The organism is Mycolicibacterium aurum (assembly GCF_900637195.1).
Lineage (GTDB): Bacteria > Actinomycetota > Actinomycetes > Mycobacteriales > Mycobacteriaceae > Mycobacterium > Mycobacterium aurum.
On record NZ_LR134356.1, the window covers coordinates 4629929 to 4647440 of the forward strand.

17 protein-coding genes are annotated in these 17512 nt (G+C 66.9%); 11 read left to right on the forward strand and 6 right to left on the reverse strand.

The window, feature by feature from the left end; all coding sequences use genetic code 11:
- Position 1 precedes the first annotated feature (1 nt).
- The 4 genes from EL337_RS21700 (at position 2) to EL337_RS21715 (ending at position 4165) form a co-directional block, all read left to right on the forward strand.
- Positions 2-733, forward strand: a complete 732-nt coding sequence (locus tag EL337_RS21700; protein ID WP_048635199.1) for an alpha/beta fold hydrolase — start codon at positions 2-4, stop codon at positions 731-733.
- 89 nt (positions 734-822) lie between these two features.
- Complete coding sequence (locus EL337_RS21705; RefSeq protein WP_048635200.1) at positions 823-2373, forward strand: arylsulfatase; 1551 nt, start codon at positions 823-825, stop codon at positions 2371-2373.
- The gene (locus EL337_RS21710; protein WP_048635201.1) at positions 2374-3294 is read left to right on the forward strand and encodes an HAD family hydrolase; all 921 of its coding nucleotides are present in this window, start codon (positions 2374-2376) and stop codon (positions 3292-3294) included.
- Positions 3287-4165 carry a formylglycine-generating enzyme family protein gene (locus EL337_RS21715; protein WP_048635202.1) on the forward strand — a complete coding sequence of 293 codons (879 nt, stop codon included), beginning with the start codon at positions 3287-3289 and terminating at the stop codon, positions 4163-4165. Before EL337_RS21710 ends, EL337_RS21715 begins: the two co-directional genes overlap by 8 nt.
- Here the strand turns inward: EL337_RS21715 and EL337_RS21720 are convergent.
- Complete coding sequence (locus EL337_RS21720) at positions 4162-6492, reverse strand: putative bifunctional diguanylate cyclase/phosphodiesterase (RefSeq protein ID WP_053086874.1); 2331 nt, start codon at positions 6490-6492, stop codon at positions 4162-4164. The genes EL337_RS21715 and EL337_RS21720 overlap by 4 nt on opposite strands.
- Positions 6493-6654: 162 nt before the next feature.
- Here EL337_RS21720 and EL337_RS21725 point away from each other — a divergent pair, with 162 nt between their 5' ends.
- Positions 6655-7251 carry a dihydrofolate reductase family protein gene (locus EL337_RS21725; protein WP_048635255.1) on the forward strand — a complete coding sequence of 199 codons (597 nt, stop codon included), beginning with the start codon at positions 6655-6657 and terminating at the stop codon, positions 7249-7251.
- An 11-nt stretch (positions 7252-7262) separates the two neighbouring features.
- Here EL337_RS21725 and EL337_RS21730 read toward each other — a convergent pair whose 3' ends face one another.
- On the reverse strand, positions 7263-7727 hold the full coding sequence (locus EL337_RS21730; RefSeq protein WP_048635203.1) for an SRPBCC family protein: 465 nt from the start codon (positions 7725-7727) through the stop codon (positions 7263-7265).
- Positions 7728-7816: 89 nt separating this feature from the next.
- Here EL337_RS21730 and EL337_RS21735 point away from each other — a divergent pair, with 89 nt between their 5' ends.
- Genes EL337_RS21735 through EL337_RS21745 form a run of 3 tightly spaced genes read left to right on the forward strand, consistent with a single transcriptional unit; the run spans position 7817 to position 10693 of the window.
- Positions 7817-8605, forward strand: coding sequence for an SDR family NAD(P)-dependent oxidoreductase (locus EL337_RS21735; RefSeq protein WP_048635204.1), 789 nt, complete (start codon positions 7817-7819; stop codon positions 8603-8605).
- Positions 8602-9441 carry an SDR family NAD(P)-dependent oxidoreductase gene (locus tag EL337_RS21740; protein ID WP_048635205.1) on the forward strand — a complete coding sequence of 280 codons (840 nt, stop codon included), beginning with the start codon at positions 8602-8604 and terminating at the stop codon, positions 9439-9441. The genes EL337_RS21735 and EL337_RS21740 overlap by 4 nt, the downstream gene beginning before the upstream one ends.
- 40 nt (positions 9442-9481) lie before the next feature.
- Positions 9482-10693, forward strand: a complete 1212-nt coding sequence (locus EL337_RS21745) for an AI-2E family transporter (RefSeq protein ID WP_048635206.1) — start codon at positions 9482-9484, stop codon at positions 10691-10693.
- On the opposite strand, the gene EL337_RS21750 is transcribed toward EL337_RS21745, so the two are convergent.
- Together EL337_RS21750 and EL337_RS21755 are read right to left on the reverse strand one after the other, a co-directional pair.
- Positions 10694-11491 carry a dienelactone hydrolase family protein gene (locus EL337_RS21750; protein ID WP_048635207.1) on the reverse strand — a complete coding sequence of 266 codons (798 nt, stop codon included), beginning with the start codon at positions 11489-11491 and terminating at the stop codon, positions 10694-10696.
- A 15-nt stretch (positions 11492-11506) separates the two neighbouring features.
- Positions 11507-12244: a DUF4245 domain-containing protein gene (locus EL337_RS21755; protein WP_048635208.1), complete on the reverse strand. Its 738-nt coding sequence runs from the start codon at positions 12242-12244 to the stop codon at positions 11507-11509.
- 54 nt (positions 12245-12298) lie between these two features.
- Here EL337_RS21755 and glpX point away from each other — a divergent pair, with 54 nt between their 5' ends.
- The 3 genes from glpX (at position 12299) to EL337_RS21770 (ending at position 15171) form a co-directional block, all read left to right on the forward strand.
- On the forward strand, positions 12299-13360 hold the full coding sequence (glpX, locus tag EL337_RS21760; RefSeq protein ID WP_048635209.1) for a class II fructose-bisphosphatase: 1062 nt from the start codon (positions 12299-12301) through the stop codon (positions 13358-13360).
- A 23-nt stretch (positions 13361-13383) separates the two neighbouring features.
- Entirely contained in the window at positions 13384-14811 is a 1428-nt protein-coding gene (locus EL337_RS21765) for a class II fumarate hydratase (protein WP_048635210.1), read from the forward strand.
- 138 nt (positions 14812-14949) lie between these two features.
- The gene (locus tag EL337_RS21770; protein ID WP_048635211.1) at positions 14950-15171 is read left to right on the forward strand and encodes a hypothetical protein; all 222 of its coding nucleotides are present in this window, start codon (positions 14950-14952) and stop codon (positions 15169-15171) included.
- A gap of 15 nt (positions 15172-15186) precedes the next feature.
- On the opposite strand, the gene EL337_RS21775 is transcribed toward EL337_RS21770, so the two are convergent.
- Both EL337_RS21775 and EL337_RS21780 read right to left on the reverse strand, forming a co-directional pair.
- A complete protein-coding gene (locus EL337_RS21775) occupies positions 15187-15900 on the reverse strand; it encodes a polysaccharide deacetylase family protein (RefSeq protein WP_083443282.1) in 714 nt (237 codons plus the stop codon).
- 91 nt (positions 15901-15991) lie between these two features.
- Positions 15992-17362 (reverse strand): RNA 5'-3' helicase PhoH2, encoded by a 1371-nt coding sequence (locus EL337_RS21780; RefSeq protein ID WP_232786920.1) that lies wholly within the window; start codon positions 17360-17362, stop codon positions 15992-15994.
- Positions 17363-17512 lie beyond the last annotated feature (150 nt).

A 17512-nucleotide genomic window follows, 5' to 3' on the forward strand; every position in this document is an offset into this window, starting at 1 on the left:
CATGTCGCAGTTCCACTCCATCGACCACGGTGGCGCTCGCATCCACTACCTCGATTCGGGTGGGGACGGCAAAGGCGCTCCCGTCGTCTTCGTGCCCGGCTTCACCTGTGTCGCCGACGATTACACCGAGATACTGCCGGCGCTCGGTCGGCGGACCCTCGTCGTGGAGCTCCGCGGCCGCGGACGCAGCACGGCACCCGACGGACCGTTCGACTCGGACGCCCTCGCCGGCGACGTCGGCGCGGTGGTCGATGCAATCACCACGGGTCCGGTACATCTGATGACGTTCTCGCGGGGGACGCCGTACGCCCTGCTGTGGGCCCTTGCGAATGTCGAGCGCGTGCGGTCCGTCGCGATCGGCGACTACGTACCCGAGGAGATCGAGCTTCCCGACGACGTCATCGTCGGCCTGCTCGACGGGCGTTGGCGCGGGACTCCGGTGAGCGAGCGCGTCGATCGCGACGCCGCGGTCGCCATATTGCGGTCCGCCCGCACGCAGTCCTTCTGGGAACCGCTGGCGCACTGGCAGCCTCCGCTGCTGGTCGTTCGCAGTCCGAGCACCCCGGTGGTCGACGACGCGGCCTGGTCCCGGTACCGCAGCCTGTTCCCGGGCGCGACACTGCACGAGTTCGCCGACTCGCCGCATGACATCTTCAGGCCCGAGCGGGGCCGGTATCCGAGCCTGGTGCGCGAGCACGTCGACGGTGTCGACGCCCAACGACATTCTCGATGATCCCGGGCGAGGGGCTTCCGCGATTCAGCTGACCGGCATCCGTCGACGACCTAGGGTCGGGCTCAGGTCGAACGGGTAGAGGAGTCGCAATGCCGGACGGAAAGCCCAACATTCTCGTCATCTGGGGTGACGACATCGGAATCACCAATCTCAGCTGCTACAGCGACGGACTCATGGGCTATCGCACCCCGAACATCGATCGAATTGCCCAAGAGGGTATGCGTTTCACCGACTCGTACGGTGAGCAAAGTTGTACTGCGGGTCGTGCCGCATTCATCAGTGGTCAAAGTGTCTACCGCACCGGAATGAGCAAAGTCGGGGTGCCGGGTTCTGACATCGGTTGGGCCGCTGACGATCCCACCATCGCCGAGCTTCTCAAGCCGCTCGGCTACGCCACGGGCCAGTTCGGCAAGAACCACTTCGGCGACCGCAACAAACATCTACCGACGGTCCACGGGTTCGACGAGTTCTTCGGCAACCTCTACCACCTCAACGCCGAGGAAGAACCCGAGAACCCCGACTACCCGTCCGAAGATCAGTTCCCGCGCATGTACGCAGCGGCGCGTCCGCGTGGCGTGATCCGAAGCTGGGCAACCGACGACGTCTCGGACGAGCCGGACGATCCCCGGTGGGGCCCTGTGGGCAAGCAACGGATCGAGGACACCGGACCGCTGAACAGGAAGCGGATGGAGACGATCGACGACGAGACGACCGAAGCGTGCGTCGACTTCATCAGACGCAAGGTCGACGACGGCACGCCATTCTTCGTGTGGATGAACATGACGCACATGCACGTGTTCACCCATACGAAGGCGGAGAGCATCGGACAGGCCGGGCGCTGGCAGTCGCCCTACCACGACACGATGATTGACCATGACCGCAACGTCGGTCAGATTCTGGATGCCGTCGACGAACTCGGAATAGCCGACGACACGATCGTCATCTACTCCACGGACAACGGTCCGCACGCCAACACCTGGCCCGACGGCGCCACGACACCCTTCCGCAGCGAGAAGAACACCAACTGGGAGGGCGCCTTCCGGGTGCCCGAGATGATCCGCTGGCCGGGTAAAATCGCGCCCGGTTCGATTTCGAACGAGATTGTGCAGCATCATGATTGGCTGCCGACATTTCTCGCCGCAGCCGGTGACCCCGACATCGTCGAGAAACTGAAGAAGGGGCACAAGGCCGGTGCCGACGGTGACACCGAATACAAGGTGCACATCGACGGCTTCAACCTGCTCCCCTACCTGACCGGAGCCGACGAGAAGAGTCCACGTCAGGGATTCATCTACTTCTCCGACGACGGCGATGTACTCGGGTTGCGGTTCGACAACTGGAAGGTGGTCTTCCAGGAGCAGCGCTGCCAGGGCACACTCGCGGTGTGGGCCGAGCCGTTCACACCGCTGCGGGTACCCAAGCTGTTCAACCTGCGCACCGATCCGTTCGAACGGGCCGACATCACGTCGAACACCTACTACGACTGGATGATCCGACGCGCCTTCCTCGTCTTCTACGCCAGCGTGATCGTCACGCAGTTCCTGGAATCCTTCAAGGAGTTTCCCCCGCGACACCCACCGGCGAGTTTCACCATCGACCAAGCGTTGGAAAAGCTGCACGAGTTCCTGGCGAAGGACTAGATGCTCGACACCTGGAACGACGGCCCCACGAAGTCGGCGATCGTCGACTTCGTGGACCGTGTCACCGGCGACGGCCCCGATTTCGTCGCGCCCGAGGAGCGTGTGGCGGTCTTCGACAACGACGGCACGCTGTGGTGCGAGAAGCCGATGTACATCCAGCTCGACTTCATCGTCCGCCGACTGGTCGCCAAGGCCGCCACCGACACCGCACTCGCGGCGCAGCAACCTTACCGCGCGGCGGTCGCAGGTGACCTGAACTGGTTCGGCGGCGCCATCACCAAGCACTACCAAGGTGATGACTCCGACCTGAAAGTTCTTGCCGGCGCGGTGATGTCGTTACACCAGTCGATGCGCGTGGAAGACCATGCGGGGCTGGTGAACGCCTTCTTCACCGAGGCTGCCCATCCCACGCTGGGCAGGCCATATCTGAGCTGCGTATACACACCCATGGTGGACCTGATGCGGTACCTGGAAGCGCATCACTTCGTCTGCTACATCGTCTCCGGCGGCGGACGTGACTTCATGCGACCGATCACCGGGACCATCTACGGCATTCCGCCGGAGCGTGTTGTCGGCAGCTCCCAGGGCCTGAAGTTCGACGGCAGGGACGGCCACGGCGATCTGCTGATCCAGCCGGCACTCGACGTCTTCGACGACGGCCCGGAGAAGCCCGTGCGTATCTGGAATCGTATCGGTCGCCGACCGATCCTGTCCGCGGGAAACTCCAACGGTGACGACGAGATGCTGATGTACTCCGGCCGCCCCGGCCAGGCTGCCCTGCGGTTGCTGGTCCGCCACGACGACGCCGAACGCGAATTCGACTATCTCGCAGGCGCCGAACGCGCACTGCAGCATGCAGGCGAGTTCGGCTGGAGCGTGGTGAGCATGAAGAACGACTGGGTGACCGTCTTCAGTGACTGACAGGTTCGCGTGGATCCCGGCCCAGACTACCGTGGTCGGGGCCGACAACGACTACCCGGAAGAGGGCCCGGCCCGTGAGGTCACGGTAGACGGCTTCGGGATTCAGAAGTATCAGGTGACCAACGCGGAGTTCGCCGAATTCATCTCGGCCACAGGCTATGTCACCGTCGCCGAGCGCCCGCTGCGCGCCGAGGACTACCCCGGCGCCCCGCCGGAGAACCTGCAGCCCGGTTCCATGGTGTTCCGGCGCACCGCCGGTCCGGTAGATCTGCGCCACCTCAGCCAGTGGTGGGCGTGGACGCCGGGTGCCTGCTGGGATCATCCCCGCGGGCCACGGTCGACGCTGCGGAACCGCCGGAATCATCCGGTGGTGCACGTGGCCTTCGAGGATGCCGCGGAGTTCGCTCAGTGGGCCGGCCACGAGCTACCTACCGAAGCCGAATGGGAGGTCGCAGCCCGGGGTGGGCTGGTCGGCGCCGTTTACACGTGGGGCGACGAGCCCGAACCCGCAGGGAGCAGGCTGGCCAACTACTGGCACGGCGAGTTCCCGTATCTACCCGACACCGGCTACGGCCAGACGGCACCTGTGGGCAGCTTTCCACCCAACGGCTACGGCCTGTTCGACATGGCCGGCAATGTCTGGGAATGGACCGTCGACTGGTACGGACCGACCCGGACCGATCAACCCTGTTGCGCCGCAGACAGTTACGACCCTTCTCAGCCGCAGTTCGCGATTCCCCGCAAGGTCGTCAAGGGCGGTTCGTTCCTGTGCGCGGACAGCTACTGCATGCGCTACCGACCCGCTGCCCGCCGGCCGCAGATGGTGGATACCGGGATGAGCCACATCGGCTTCCGCTGCGTCACGCACTAGACGATCGACACCACGGTCGCCAACTCGGGCACCGCGGCGGCCTCGATCGGTCTGCCGAACAGGTAGCCCTGGCCGACGTCGCAGCCGGTGTCGCGAAGCCAGCAGGCCGTCGCGGAATCCTCGATCCCCTCGGCGACAACCGTCATCCCGAGGCCGTGCGACAGGTCGATCACCGCACGGACCACCGCGGCGGCGCGGTGGTCGGTGGTCACCGATGCGATGAAGGGACGGTCGAGCTTGATCTCGTCGATCACGAGATCGCGCAGGTAGGACAGCGCCGAGTATCCGCTGCCGAAATCGTCGATGGCGACCCGTATCTCATGTTCACGCAGCTGTGCCAGTACCCCGATGACCAGATCGAGATCGTCGAGGACGAGATCCTCGGTGATTTCCACGGTCAGCAGATCGGGCGGCAGGCGCCGGGCGTCGCTAGCTGCCCTGAGCGCGGCGGGGAGCCGGGTGTCATGCAGCGAGGGTGCGAACAGGTTGATGGCAACGGGCATCTGCACCCCTGCCGCAGCCCACCGCGCGGCGTCGTCGAGAACCTTGACGATCACCAGGTCGGTCACCGGCTGCATCAATCGGTGCTCGCGGATCAGCGGCATGAACGCGTCCGGACTCAGCAGACCCAGGTGCGGGTGCGGCCAGCGCAGCAGTCCCTCCACCCCGACTACGCGCCCCGTGTGCAGATCGACCTTGGGTTGATAGACCAGGCGTAGATCGCCGTTGTCGATGGCGCGGCGCAGTTCGCCCAGCAGCCGCACTTTGGCGGCACCCGCTGTCGGCACCCTGCCGGTGCCGACGTCCGCTGTGTCGACGGCATCGGTCTCCGCGGAGGCGATCTCGGCATCGAACGTTCGAATTCGCACCGACCGCGACCGCTTTGCAGCATGCACGGCCATTTCGGCGCGCTTCACCAGGGTCTCGGCCGTGACGTCGAGATCCGCCGGTGACGCCACCGCGACCCCGACGCTGACCCGGATCGACACCTCTTGTCCGTCCACGGTGAAAGGTTCGTCGAACGTGGCGACCACCCGCTCAAGAACCCGACGGGAATCGTCGGGGTCCCCCTCCATCAGCAAGCCGAACTCGTCTCCCCCGAGCCTGCCGACGGTGTCGCCGGGCCGTACGCACGCCGTGATCCTTTCCCCGGCGTGCTTCAACAACTCGTCGGCCGCCGGATGCCCCACGCTGTCGTTGACGAACTTGAAGTCGTCGAGGTCGAGCTCCACCACCATCACTGGGCGGTCGTACGGCGTCCGCAGCATCATCGCGTGCCTCAGCCGATCACCGAACAAGTTCTGGTTCGCCAGGCCGGTCAACGGATCTCGCAGGGCCCGCTCATCGGCGGCCCGCTGCCATTCACGATTTTCCCAGGCCGCCACCGCCTGCCTGAGACAGACCGCGACGACGATCACCGGTATCACGAACTGCTCGAGCCCGGCCATGATCACCGGCGGTCCGATCGTGCCCGCCAGCAGTAGCGGAACGTAGGGTGCCCACAGCGCGGTGTTGGACGGCGCCGACCGGGTCTGGGTGCGCGGCGGTGGCATCCGCCTGCTCATCAGCGCTGCCGCGCAGATCAGGACAAGAGACACCGCCCAGCCGATGTCGATGAGACTGGCCTCGTCGTAGCTGCCCTCGGCCACGGCGTACGCGAAGGCGCTGTCGGTGATCGTCATCATGACGAACGCGACGACCAGCAGTCCCACGACCCCTCGCTGGCGCGCCTCCACCCGCGCCAGAACCGCCACAGCCACCGCCAGAACCACCATGTCGGCAGTGGGATACAGCAGGGCGAGCCCCATGGCGAATTTGTCGTCGCGATAGGTGTCGTAGACGTGGTTGAGCGCCAGAAGCCAGGCGAGCAGAAACGTGCACAGCGCCACAGTGATTCCGTCGAGGGCGATACGCAGTTGTGTCTGCCGCTTCGATCCGTCGCTGAACGGCGCCATCGCCAGCACGGCGGGAACGGCCAGCACCGTAGAGGCGAGGTAGAAGAGATCCGCGGGCGACGGGAACGGCGCGACGTACAGCACGTATTCGCAGACGAACCAGATGAGATCGGCCACCGCCCATGCGCCCACCGCCACGGCCATCGTCGCCCAGGCGATACGGATGCGTCCCGCCGCTGACCGGGCGGCGAGCGCGGCACACGCGGCGGTGTACGTCGACAAACCGAGAATGGTGAGATCGTCGATGACGGGCACGACCGGACGGCCGTCGTCGACGATCAGCAGCACGGCGAGCCCGACGGTCACCACGACGGGCGGCCACAGCCACGGCCATGCCCAACGCCACCGTCTGTCACTAGTCCGCTCTACCACGGCATTTGTTGCTCCGTCCTGCCTGAAACGCCCCTTCCGAGAAGAATATCGAGGCTAATACACAAGAGGCGTACCAACTTCGGTTTGCTGAAACCGGCGCTCGATGAACTTTCGCCACTCCGCCGGTCCATACGCCTGACCCACCACCTCAAGGAGTTTCCGTTGCGAAAGATCACCGCAAGCCTGTTCATCTCGCTCGACGGTGTCACCGAGGACCCCGAATGGCACCTCCCGTATTTCAACGACGAGATGGGTCAGGCCGTGTCAGCTCAACTCGGCGCGGCCGACACCCTGCTGCTTGGTCGCGTCACCTACGACAGCTTCGCCGGCGCCTGGCCGGACCGCGAGGCCGAAGGTGGAGACGACGCCGCGTTCGCGAAGATCATCGGTGACGCCCGCAAGATCGTGGTGTCCCGCCAGGCGCTGCGGTTCTCGTGGCGCAACTCCGAACAGTTGACCGGCGAACTCGTCGACGGTGTCACCGCGTTGAAGCACCAGCCCGGCAATGACATCGCGATGAGCGGATCGGTGTCGATCGTCCGGCAGTTGCTGACCGCCGGGCTGCTGGACGAACTCCACCTTCTGGTGCACCCGATCGCGGTGCGCAGCGGTGAGCGGCTTTTCGACGAGGGCGAGCCGATTCCCCTGACGTTGCTGCGGTCCAACGTATTCGAGACCGGCGTCCTTCACCTCATCTACACACGCGACACGGATGCCCCGACCGGTGGCTACGACGAGGCGAAGACCCACCTGCAGTAACCGCTTGTGCGTCAGGCGCTTTCGGCCGTCTTCTTGATCGCCGCAAGCGTGGCGGGGATACCGAGCCGCGCGGCCTCGCTGCGCTTCTCGATCTCGGCCTCGGCGGCGTCCCCGAACCGCTCGTGGAACCCGGCGATGCCCTTGGGGAGGAACTCCCACGATTCGGTGAGCTGGGTGCCCGACCCCTGCGGCGCCAGCGAGTATCCCCAGTGCACCCAGCCGTCGTTGACCTCCCAGGCGAACTCCCGCCCCGGGTCCGCGGCGACCACCCGGCTGCGGGTTTCCCAGGTCCGCTCGGGCGTCTCGTTGCGACCGGTGAACCAGGCACCGACCCTCGGTCCGTCACCGTCGTCCCACCAGCAGGCCCGGCAGACGGGGCTCCACTCGCCCGTCCTGGTCACATCCGATACCAGCGTGTAGAGCTCGTCGGGCGGCACAGACACGAAAACGAACTCGGATCTCTTGAATTCGGTCACACCAGCGAGTCTGCCATTCGGTATTGCGCTTTCCACCCCCGAGTGTGACGTTAGAACACGTTCTAATTCACCGTCGGAGGGTCCACTGAATGAGCAACGGTAGCGAGCCGGTGTCGAGAGCAGACCGAACGGCCGTGGTCATCGGCGGCGCCTCCGGCATCGGGTGGGCCACCGCCCGGGCCTTGGCGGCCGAGGGATGCCGGGTGGTCGTCGCCGACCTCAACGCCGACGGCGCCCGCGACCGCGCCGCCGAGTTGGGTGCCGCGCACGCGGTGGTCGACGTCACCGACGAAGACTCGGTGCAGCGACTGTTCGACGGCGTCGGCCCGCTCGACATCGCGGTGAACTGCGCCGGCTTCAGCAATGTCGGTCTGATCACCGAGATGCCGGTCGCCGACTTCCGCGCCGTCATCGACGTATGCCTCAACGGCGCGATGATCGTCGCCAAGCACGCGGGCAGGCACCTGCGGGACGGCGGTTCCCTGGTCCAGATCAGCTCGCTCAACGGCAGGCAACCCGCGGCAGGGATGAGCGCGTACTGCGCCGCCAAGGCCGGTCTGTCGATGCTGACCCAGGTCGCGGCACTCGAGATGGGACCGCGCGGTATCCGGGTCAACGCGGTGGCTCCCGGCTTCGTGCACACGCCGCTCACCGCAGCCGCGGCGTCGGTTCCCGGCGTCGTCGAGGACTACGTCGACAACACCGCGCTCGGCCGTGCCGGTACCCCCGAGGACATCGCCAATGCCGTTGTGTACCTGTGCTCTCCGGGATCGTCATGGCTCACCGGTGAGGTGCTCGACATCAATGGCGGCGCACACCTGAAGCGCTATCCCGATGTCATGGGGCACGTCATGCGGCTGATGGAACAGTCCTCATGAGCTTTGCCGGCAAGCACGCGATCGTGACCGGGGGTGGGTCCGGGATCGGTGCCGCGCTGTGCCGCGCGCTGGACCTCGCGGGCGCGCACGTCCTCTGCACCGACATCGACGAGCGCGCCGCCGGGGACGTCGTCTCGACCCTGGGGCCACGGGCCAGGGCCGCGCGTCTGGACGTCACCGACAGCGCTGCCGTGCAGTCGACCGTGGACGACGTCGTCGCCCGATCGGGGCGACTCGACCTGCTGTTCAACAACGCCGGAATCGTCTGGGGCGGTGACACCGAACTGCTGACCCTCGACCAGTGGAACGCGATCATCGACATCAACATCCGCGGGGTCGTGCACGGCGTCGCGGCGGCCTACCCGCAGATGCTGCGGCAGGGCCACGGTCACATCGTCAACACCGCGTCGATGGCCGGCCTCACCGCAGCGGGCCAGGTCACCAGCTACGTGGCGACCAAGCACGCCGTCGTCGGAATGTCGATGGCGTTGCGGTCCGAAGCGGTCCCGCGCGGGGTCGGTGTGCTGGTGGTGTGCCCCGCCGCCGTGGAGACCCCGATCCTGGACAAGGGTTCGGTCGGCGGTTTCGTCGGCCGGGATTACTTCCTGCAAGCCCAGGGCGGGAAACCCTACGACGCCGACCGACTGGCCCGTGACACGCTGCGCGCCATCGAGAAGAACAAGGCGATCCTGGTCAAACCGTCTGTGGCCCATGCCCAGTGGCTGCTGGCCAGGGCGGCTCCGACGCTGATGAACCGGCTGGCCATGCGCTTCGTCGGCGATCAGCGCTCGCGCCAGGTCGCCGGATCACCGCCGGGCACCGTCGACACGGGATAGGGTTTGCTTCGGCAGTGGCGGGAGGGCCGAAAGGCGGGCGATGAAGGACGACTTCACCCTCACCCAGAAGCGTGCCCTGGCCGTGCTGACGGTGGTCGCCCTCGGCGTCGGAGCCTATTTCCTGCGCAGCTATCTGCTGCTGATCGCCATCGCCGCGGTGCTGGCGTATCTGTTCCGGCCGCTCTATCAACGCCTACGCGCGAGGATGAACGTCGGGCTGTCCGCGACGGTGACGCTGTTCGCCGCGGTCGCCACGGTGGCGCTCCCGCTGGCGGGCGTGATCTTTCTGGCCTTCCTGCAGATCAGTCAGATGGTGACCAGCGTGAGTCACTGGGTGGAGCAGACCGACTTCACCGCCCTTGCCGAGCGACTGTTGGCGTCGATCAACCAGCTGCTGGCCCGAGTCCCGTTCATCGACACCACGCTGACGCCGGATTCCGTCCGTGACGCCGCGACCAAGCTCGGGCAGGGCGCCGGCCAGTTCGCGCTGGAGTTCGCCCGCGACTCGGTGGGCGGCATCGCCTCGACCGTCACGGCGCTGGTCATCTTCCTGTACGTGTTCATCGCGCTGCTCACCAACGGCGACAGTGTCGTATCCCTGTTCCGTGACCTGAATCCGTTGGGGGAAAAGGTCTCCGACATCTATCTGGCCAAGGTCGGGGCGATGGTGTCGGCGACGGTGCGGGGCCAGTTCATCATCGCCTCGTTCCAGGGCGTCGCCGGCGCGATCTCGATCTACATCGCCGGCTTCCACGACGGGTTCTTCATGCTCGTCATCTTCCTGACCGCCCTGTCCTTCATCCCGCTCGGCAGCGGCATCGTGACCATCCCCATCGGCATCGCGATGGCCGTCTTCGGCAATGTGGGCGGCGGCATCTTCGTGGTGGCGTTCCACGTCATCGTCGTCACGAGCATCGACAACATCCTGCGGCCGTTCCTCGTCCCCAGAAGCGCACACCTGCACCCGGCACTGATGCTGCTGGCCGTGTTCGCCGGCCTGAAGATGTTCGGGTTCTGGGGGATCGTGCTCGGGCCGGTGCTGATGATCATCATCGTCACGACGATCAGCGTGTACCTGGTGGTCTACAAGGACGCGTCGACGGACTCGCTCACCGGTACCGCGGCCGACCGCTCCGACGACGACGCCGAGCGGCAGACGCCGTGGTGGCGCCGGATCCTGCCCGGCAAGGCCGCGACCCGCACCGAACCGGACCCAGAGGCCGACGCCGAACCGGCGGCCGCCCCGGCCTGATCAGACCAGCCGCTCCTTCAGGAACTCGACGACACGCTTGCGCGCCTCGTAAGCGGGGTTCCCGTCGATCTCGCGCACCTGATCGGTGAGCACGGAATGGGCGGACCGGCTGATCCCGTCCGGGTTGCCCTTCTTCGAATTGATCTCGATGACCTCGAAGGCGTCGCCGAGCCGCGCCTTCAGCGTGGTGAAGCGCTCCCCCGGCGACATCGCGTCCTCGCTGAATCGCAGACCCATTGCACACAGGCCCTCGTCGGCGGCGCGCCGCTCGATGATCCGCAGCTCACCCTCGGACAGTCCGGGGTCGCGGCGCTGTTTCGGCGTCAGCGGCAGCGGAAGCGACGGCTGGCTCATCACGGGGGCGAGGACGCTCTCGTCGACCGCCGCGGCGAGCGCGAAGCCGCCGGTGAAGCACTGGCCGATGACGCCGACGCCCTTGCCCGGCGTTGTGGCGTTGAGGTCACGTGCGAGCGCCCGAAGGTAGTGCGCCACAGGACGATCGGCGTTGGTGGCGAACGCCGCGAACTCCTTGGTCACGCAGCCCTTCAGCAGCACCGGGAGGGCGCCGGGACGCAGCGCGGGCGCACCGGGGGTCCCGAACAGCGACGGCGCGGCCACGGTGAAACCGTTGTCCACCAGATGGTTACCGAGAGCCAGCACGCCGGGATGCAACCCGGGCATCTCGGGGATAAGCACCACCCCGGGACCGGCACCCTTGCGGTAGACGTCGTGGGTGAACCCTGCGGCGGTGAACGCCTCGGCGGTCCACCCGGTCAGATCGGATTCCGGAGCGGACATGGCGTCTCCCTGGGGTTACGTGACCGGCAGCGGCGTCTGGGTTTGCGTCGCCGCCGCCAGCGTACGGTACTCATCCGTACCCGCGGCGCCGGTGATGGCAAGTTGAGCAGGGCCGGTCGGGCCGCGGACCTGCGCGGTCCATACCGGCTCGTTGGGCTTGCCGTCGCGTTCCCCGCCCTCGTAGACCACCCACCGTGTCCCGTCGACGTCCTGGGTACCCGTGGGCACCAGCTCGGTGCTGAACGACGACACCAGCTTGTCCTCGTCGGCATTGCTCTGGGTGAGGCTCAGGTACATGCCGCTCGGTGTCAGGTAGCCCACGACGGACCCGACGGCGCGCACCGGCTGCCCGGTCACCGGATCGGTCCGGCCCCCCTCGATACCTTTGCGGCTGCCCGAATTGGAGCGCCAGCCGTCGGGCAGCTGCGGCACCCGGATCGGGATCTTGAGCGCGTCGGCGTCGGCCTGCAGGGCGGCGGGAGCGTCGTACTCCGGCACCGGCCCTGCCCCGGGACCGGTCGGGGCGAACGAGCACATCCCGAGCACTCCGGCGAGGACCAGGCAGGCCAGCACGAGCGGAGCCATCGACCAGAACATGTCGCGGCCGTCCTGGAGAAGACGGGGTTTCGCGGGCTTGGCGGCCGGGACGGCGTAGCCGGCGACCGACGCGTCGGAGGCGTCGCGGCCTGCGGCGTCGGGCTCACGGCCCGGGCCGCCTGCGACCTCGTGACCCGGTTCGGGCGTCGTCGTCATGCCAGCCAGTATCCCAGCTCCCGAACACGACTCTGCTAATGGGAGAATCTGCGCATGACTTCTGCGGATCCCCTTCACGCAAGCGGCCCATCGGTGTCACGACGTGAAGCACCCGACCGAAATCTCGCGCTCGAGCTCGTGCGCGTCACCGAGGCGGGCGCCATGGCGGCGGGCCGCTGGGTCGGTCGTGGCGACAAGGAAGGCGGCGACGGCGCCGCCGTCGACGCCATGCGGGAGCTGGTGAACTCGGTCTCGATGCGCGGTGTCGTGGTCATCGGTGAGGGCGAGAAGGACAACGCGCCGATGCTCTACAACGGCGAAGAGGTCGGCAACGGCGACGGACCGGAGTGCGACTTCGCCGTCGACCCCGTCGACGGCACCACCCTGATGAGCAAGGGCATGCCCAACGCCATCTCGGTGCTGGCAGTGGCCGAGCGCGGCGCGATGTTCGATCCGTCGGCGGTGTTCTACATGAACAAGATCGCTGTCGGGCCCGACGCCGTCGACGTCATCGACATCACCGCCCCGATCGGCGAGAACATCCGCCGCGTCGCGAAGGCGAAGAATCTGACCGTCCACGACCTGACGGTGTGTGTGCTGGACCGCCCCCGGCACGAGCAACTCGTGGCCGACGTCCGCGAGGCGGGGGCCCGCATCCGGCTGATCTCCGACGGCGACGTCGCCGGCGCGATCGCCGCCTGCCGTCCCGGATCGGGGACCGATCTGCTTGCCGGAATCGGCGGCACCCCTGAGGGCATCATCACCGCTGCCGCCATCCGCTGCATGGGCGGAGCGATCCAGGCCCAGCTCGCGCCCACCGACGACACCGAACGCCAGAAGGCGCTCGACCGCGGCCATGACCTGGACCGGGTGCTGACCACCGAGGACCTGGTCTCGGGCGAGAACGTCTTCTTCTCCGCCACCGGGGTCACCGACGGCGACCTGCTCAAGGGTGTGCAGTACTACGGCGGCGGATGCACCACGCAGTCCATCGTCATGCGTTCCAAGTCCGGCACCGTCCGGATGATCGAGGCCTATCACCGGCTCTCGAAGCTCAACGAATACTCGGCGGTCGATTTCCTCGGCGACATGACCGCCGCCCATCCGCTGCCGTAACCAATCGACACAGAAGGACATACATGAGCACCGACGCCGCTGCTTCGAATGACGCTGGCGAATTCCGGATCGAGCACGACACCATGGGCGAAGTCCGGGTGCCCAAGAATGCGCTGTGGCGGGCCCAGACCCAGCGCGCCGTGGAGAACTTCCCGATCTCGTTCCGGCCGCTGGAGCGCACCCAGATCCGCGCGCTCGGCCTGCTCAAGGGTGCATGCGCCCAGGTGAACAAGGACCTCGGCCTTCTGGACGCCGAGAAGGCGGACGCCATCATCGCCGCGGCTGCCGAGATCGCCGACGGCAAGCATGACGACCAGTTCCCGATCGACGTGTTCCAGACCGGGTCGGGCACCAGCTCGAACATGAACGCCAACGAGGTCATTGCGAGTATCGCCGCAGCCAATGGCGTCACGGTGCACCCCAACGACGACGTGAACCGCTCGCAGAGCTCGAACGACACCTTCCCCACCGCCACCCACATCGCCGCCACCGAAGCAGCTGTGCGCCATCTGATTCCGGCGCTCGAGGTGCTGCACGAGTCGCTGGAGGTCAAGGCTCGGCAGTGGCGGACCACGGTGAAGTCCGGCCGCACCCACCTGATGGACGCCGTCCCGGTGACCCTCGGCCAGGAATTCGGCGGCTACGCGCGCCAGATCCAGGCCGGGATCGAAAGGGTCAAGGCCACGCTGCCCAGGCTCGGTGAGCTGGCCATCGGCGGCACTGCGGTCGGCACCGGCCTCAACGCTCCCGACGGCTTCGGCACCAAGGTGGTCGACGTCCTCGTCGACCAGACCGGGATCGCGGAATTGCGCACGGCAGTGGACTCTTTCGAAGCCCAGGCGGCGCGCGACGGCCTCGTCGAGGCGTCCGGCGCGCTCAAGACGATCGCCGTGTCGCTGACCAAGATCGCCAACGACATCCGCTGGATGGGGTCGGGCCCCCTGACCGGCCTGGGCGAGCTGGCGCTGCCCGACCTGCAGCCGGGCAGCTCGATCATGCCGGGCAAGGTCAACCCGGTGCTCCCCGAGGCGGTGACCCAGGTGGCCGCGCAGGTCATCGGCAACGACGCGGCCGTGACCGTCGGCGGCCTGTCGGGAGCCTTCGAGCTCAACGTCTACATCCCGATGATGGCGCGCAACGTGCTGGAATCCTTCACGCTGCTGGCCAACGTGTCGAAGCTGTTCGCCACCAAATGCATCGACGGCCTGGTCGCCAACGAGGAGCACCTGCGTGAGCTGGCCGAGTCGTCGCCGTCGATCGTCACGCCACTGAACTCCGCCATCGGCTACGAGGAGGCCGCCAAGGTCGCCAAGGAGGCCCTCAAGGAGCGCAAGACCATCCGCCAGACGGTCATCGACCGCGGCCTGATCGGCGACAAGCTCTCCGAAGAAGAGCTGGACAAGCGGCTTGACGTGCTGGCGATGGCGAAGGTGAAGCCGGGCGACTCCTAGCCCATAATTCGCGCCGGGGAGATCCGGCAAAAGCCTGACGAATCGTCATGACAGGCGCAGAATCTCGGGAGCATCGGACTCGCCGTCGTGCCCAGGCCCGACGGCGGGTCCTCCCACCGTTTCGAACCAGGAGGCGCGGTGTCCGCTCACCTCGACCCCGCACACACAGCCAACTCGACCGCCCTGGTCACCACCGCGACGAGTCAGCCCGCCCTGCGGACCGGCCTCGTCATGCTGGGGCTTGCGTCGCTGGTGGATCTGTCCAAGGCTCGGCACAGCCGAGGTGCGGATCGAATGCTGGCGATGTCCGGCGCGGCGGCCGCGGGGTGGTTTCTGGTGGAAGGGCGCAGGCAGCGCTGACCTGCCGCACGCCGGCTACGGGACCTCCACGAGGTCGTGGACCGGTGGGCCGTTGTCGCGGCTGCCGTACAGGCTGCCCGGCGCCCGAGGGCCGAGCATCTGCGAGACGGTCACCAGGTGGTAGCCGTTGGCCTTGAGCACGGGGATGAACTGCTCGACCAGGTCGACCGTCGACGCGAAGGTGTCGTGTAGCAGCACCACGGAGTTCGGCTCGATCTGGCTCATCAGGACGGCGCGGGTGGCGGCGATGTTCGTGTCGTTCTGCCAGTCGAATCCGACGACGTCCCAATTCACGGCGGCCAATCCCTGCCGGCCCGCCTCGGCCAGCACGGCGTCGTTGACGGCTCCGAAACCGGTGCGCACCAACGTCGGTCGTCGGCCCGTCGCGGCCTCGATGGCAGCGGTGGCCCTACGGAACTGGTCGGCGACTTCGTCGGGCGGCAGCGTCGTCATGTCGGGATGCTGCCAGGTGTGGTTGCCGATCTCCATGCCGGCGTCGGAGATCCGTCTGGCGGCGGCAGGGTCGGCGGCCACCTTGTCGCCGATCAGGAAGAACGTCGCCCTGGCATCAGCGGCGCGCAGGACCTGAAGCAGCCGATCGGTGAAAGGGCCCGGTCCGTCGTCGAACGTCAGCGCCACGCATTTGACCTGCGCGCAGTCGACGATATCCGCGTGGGCGGGTGCGGCGGGCGTGCCGCATGTCAGCACCGCGACGAGCAGAGTCGCCATCCACCGCCACCGCACGCACGCAGCCTACCGACCCCTCCGCTTTCGGTGTACTTGGTCAACCTGACGCTGACCAAGTACACCGAAATCGCGATCAGGGCAGGGCGCCGGGGCTGATCTCCTCCAGCATCTCGGTGACCAGCGCGGCGATCGGCGACCGCTCGCTGCGCAGCAGGGTGATGTGCGCGAAAAGCGGGTGGCCCTTGAGCTTCTCGATCACTGCCGCGACGCCGTCGTGGCGTCCGACGCGCAGGTTGTCCCGCTGCGCCACATCGTGGGTCAGCACCACCCGCGACCCCGCGCCGAGCCGCGACAGCACGGTCAGCAGCACGTTGCGCTCCAGCGACTGGGCCTCGTCGACGATCACGAACGAATCGTGCAGTGAGCGTCCGCGGATGTGGGTCAGTGGCAGCACCTCGAGCATCCCGCGTGAGAGGACTTCCTCGAGGACGGCCGGGCTGGCGAGGCCTTCGAGGGTGTCGAAGACGGCCTGGGCCCACGGCCCCATCTTCTCGCTCTCGCTGCCGGGCAGATAGCCCAGCTCCTGTCCGCCGACGGCGTAGAGCGGCCGGAACACCACGACCTTGCGTTGAGTGCGCCGCTCCAGCACCGCCTCAAGACCCGCACACAGTGCCAGCGCCGACTTTCCGGTGCCGGCCTTGCCGCCCAGCGACACGATGCCGACGGACTCGTCGAGCAGCAGATCGAGCGCAACCCTCTGTTCGGCTGACCTTCCCCGGAGGCCGAACACTTCGCGGTCACCGCGCACCAACTGCACCCGCTTGTCGGGATTGACTCGACCCAGAGCGTGCGAGTTGCTGCCCAGAAGCCGAATACCGGTGTGGCAGGGCAGGTCTCGGGCAGCTTCCAGGTCGATCTCACCTTCGGCGAACAGCGTGTCGATATCCTCGCTGGGCACCTCCACCTCGGCCATACCCGTCCAGCCGGAGGTGATGACGTCCTGCGCGTGGTACTCGTCAGCGAGCAGGCCGACCGCTCCCGCCTTGACCCGGAGCGGAATGTCCTTGCTCACCAGCGTCACCCGCTTACCCTCCGCGGCGAGATTGGCTGCGACAGTGAGGATTCGGGCGTCGTTGCTGTCGTTGCGGAAGCCGGCGGGCAGCACCGACGGATCGCTGTGATTGAGTTCGACCTGCATGGTGCCGCCCAGGTCGCCCACCGGGATGGGTTGATCGAGGCGCCCGTGTTCGATCCGCAGATCGTCGAACAATCGCAGCGCCTGCCGTGCGAACCAACCGAGCTCGTGATGGTGCCGTTTGGCCTCCAATTCACTGATGACCACCAGCGGGACCACGACCTCGTGTTCGGCGAACCTCGTGATGGCCCAGGGATCGGACAACAACACGGAGGTGTCGAGCACGTAGGTCTGCCTCTGGCCCGATTGCCGGCTCTGCCGGCCCTGCGAATCAGTCACGTAGCGCTCCTTGAGGCTGCGCGAGTTCATGTGGGCCCCACACGAACCTCTCGGTGGACACACAAGCGGTCTCAGGACCGGGGCCGGTCCTCTCGGGATCAGAAAGATCTGGACCGCCCGGACAGCAGAGCATGTTGCTAGCCATCGGAATCGACGCTACTCCGGGTGCGCCGATCGTGC